The sequence below is a fragment of the Streptococcus mitis genome (genome assembly GCF_001579035.1).
In the GTDB taxonomy this organism is placed as follows: Bacteria; Bacillota; Bacilli; order Lactobacillales; family Streptococcaceae; genus Streptococcus; species Streptococcus mitis_J.
This window is the reverse complement of record NZ_KQ970286.1, coordinates 185,344-187,633: the sequence shown is the minus strand read 5'-3', so window position 1 is coordinate 187,633 and position 2,290 is coordinate 185,344. Positions and strand designations below refer to the sequence as shown.

3 protein-coding genes are annotated in these 2,290 nt (G+C 29.1%); all 3 read right to left on the bottom strand.

Annotated elements, in window-relative coordinates:
- Positions 1 to 130: 130 nt before the first annotated feature.
- The 3 genes from SMIDD26_RS03225 to SMIDD26_RS03215 all read right to left on the bottom strand — a co-directional run bounded on the left by SMIDD26_RS03225 (position 131) and on the right by SMIDD26_RS03215 (position 2,271).
- A complete protein-coding gene (locus SMIDD26_RS03225; RefSeq protein ID WP_246746873.1) occupies positions 131 to 616 on the bottom strand; it encodes an MFS transporter in 486 nt (161 codons plus the stop codon).
- Positions 613 to 1,170, bottom strand: a complete 558-nt coding sequence (locus SMIDD26_RS03220; protein WP_061438892.1) for a CYTH domain-containing protein — start codon at positions 1,168 to 1,170, stop codon at positions 613 to 615. Before SMIDD26_RS03220 ends, SMIDD26_RS03225 begins: the two co-directional genes overlap by 4 nt.
- A gap of 234 nt (positions 1,171 to 1,404) precedes the next feature.
- Entirely contained in the window at positions 1,405 to 2,271 is an 867-nt protein-coding gene (locus SMIDD26_RS03215) for a helix-turn-helix domain-containing protein (protein WP_061438891.1), read from the bottom strand.
- Positions 2,272 to 2,290: the final 19 nt, after the last annotated feature.

Here is a 2,290-nt window from a genome sequence, read left to right as displayed (position 1 = left end):
ATTTTTGGTTTCTAGTTCTATCCCCTCAATAATTATTAAATCTGAATTAGGTAGTACATTATGTAAAACCTTTTTCAATTTTTTATTTTACTACGAATTAATATTATTTTTTCAAGTGATAATCGATCCACTAATCTTCCTTTATAAATATTGCAGTTCTTTTCTTAGCTAGCTTTTTTTCATAACTCTTTATAAGAATAACCAATAAACTACTTAGTAATCCCAAAAGAACTAGACTTAATCTCGGATTTAAAAGCCAATTAAAATAAGCAGCCAGTATCCCTCCAAAAGGAGCAAAAATGGTAGCTATTACAAAAGAACTAGAAAGTATTTTACCAATATTATACTCAGTACTTTCTTGTTGCTGTATTGTTGTAATCGAGATAGAAGCTATTGTAATTAGTCCACTCAAAATTGAATAACAAATTCCAAAAAATATCCAATTTTCTACTATTCCACTTGCCATAATGACAAGTGGGATCGTTGCCATTGATACATTCATCAAGATAAAGGCATCCTTCTTATTCAAAAAAGTAGAAAGAAGAGTTACTGCTATCAAACTACCAAATCCAGCAATTGAGTATACAATTCCAACAAGACTATTTGATAATTTCAATTACGTTCATTTTTTTCTCTCATTAATTGGACATAGCCCTTTGTTTCTATTTTTGAATTTAAAAACGAGAACTCTCCGCACATTTTCTCATAGAAATTATTATAATCTTCTTTTGAAAAATCTCCTAAAATCTCTATTTCAAGATAAAATCCAAGACCATCAATCTTATCTAGATTAATCGTTTTATTTTCTAATGCATCATGATAAGTCTTTCTATATTTACTTATTGTGAAAATATTTGAAAAACCATCTTGCAAGATATTCCTTACAAATTCTAATTTTTCAGATTCCAACTCTATTTCACTTTCACTCCACATTCCTTGTTTTATCGTATCTTTTCTTGTGAAAATACTTGCTCTATTATCATCTTCTTGGCGAATTCTGTAGATAAAGCTACCTACCTCATCATTTTCAAATTCTCTTCCTTTTGTTTTAAAATATTCATCAACTTGCTTATTTTCACACTTAAATTTATAAGATTTTTCTAAATATGAAATAGCATTATTATAATCCCTCTCATCGTTGAGTTCAAATCTAACTTCTAATTCATTCATTAATTTTACCTCTCAATTCTTCAAAAGCTAAAGTCTCTTTACATTCACTCAGTCTATAGTAAGTTTCTGGAGATGTTTTATGGACACAAAGCCTAATATTTTCTTGCACTCATTGTAGCACTTCAATATAATACTGTCAAGATTTTTGATAATATTTTTTTATTTATTTTTATTAAATACATATTTGTATCCTTTTGGATTAAAAAAGCGATGCTTAATTGAACATCGTCTTTACTATCCTGTTATATCTGCAATGTAATGCTCGATTTTAAGAGCCATTGACATATTTCCCTCAAGCTTATACAGGAAATAAGCCGTTTCAAAGTATCCTTTTACTGCAACTTTAGAAGAAAAATTCTTACTTACATTTCCCATCAATACATACAAATCAGCCAAAAGATATGTTGTTCTATACGTCTTACATTGCTTTATCGTATCTGTGATTTTAGTAATAGCCTCTTCAGTATTATTCTGCAACCATAGATAGCGACAAACATTATAATTAAATTTAATAGAAAGGTTTAATTCTTCGATTGTGTTTAACTTGAGTTGATTTACTTGATACTCTAACTTTTCTCTAATTTCATTAAAACTCTCTAAATCTTCAATATCATAATAAAAATTGAATAGAGTATTTGCAACTTGAAGGTAGGTCAAGTCAGTTACACTTAACTGAGACAGTACCTTCTCCAATCTTGCCACAGCCTCCTCTTTTTGCCCATAGAAATAAAAATCTATAAGAGATTTTATCCACTCCATATAAAATTTATTGACTAGAGACAAGCGATGTACCTTTACACTCTCTAATTCATATATATATTTCAAAGACTCATAATTTCGATTTGTGATAAATGTCTGGGCTAACTTTTTAAACTCTAATAACTCATCAATCTCTTCTACAATCTGCTCATTAAAAAAATAATCTATACTAATTTTTAACTTCTTAGACAGAGCATATAAAAAGTCTGCTCCTGGAGTAAATTCTCCATTCTCTAATCGACTAATCTGTCCCTGTTTACATATCCCCTCAGCCAATTCTCGCTGAGACATTTTTAATTCTTTTCGTCTATTTTTTAATCTTGTTGCTAATAGTGTACCCACGTTTGCATTTTCCTTTTCT

Excerpts from the sequence above, each read along its gene's own strand:
- SMIDD26_RS03220 (WP_061438892.1), bottom strand. The coding sequence starts at position 1,170 with ATGAATGAATTAGAAGTTAGATTTGAACTCAACGATGAGAGGGATTAT.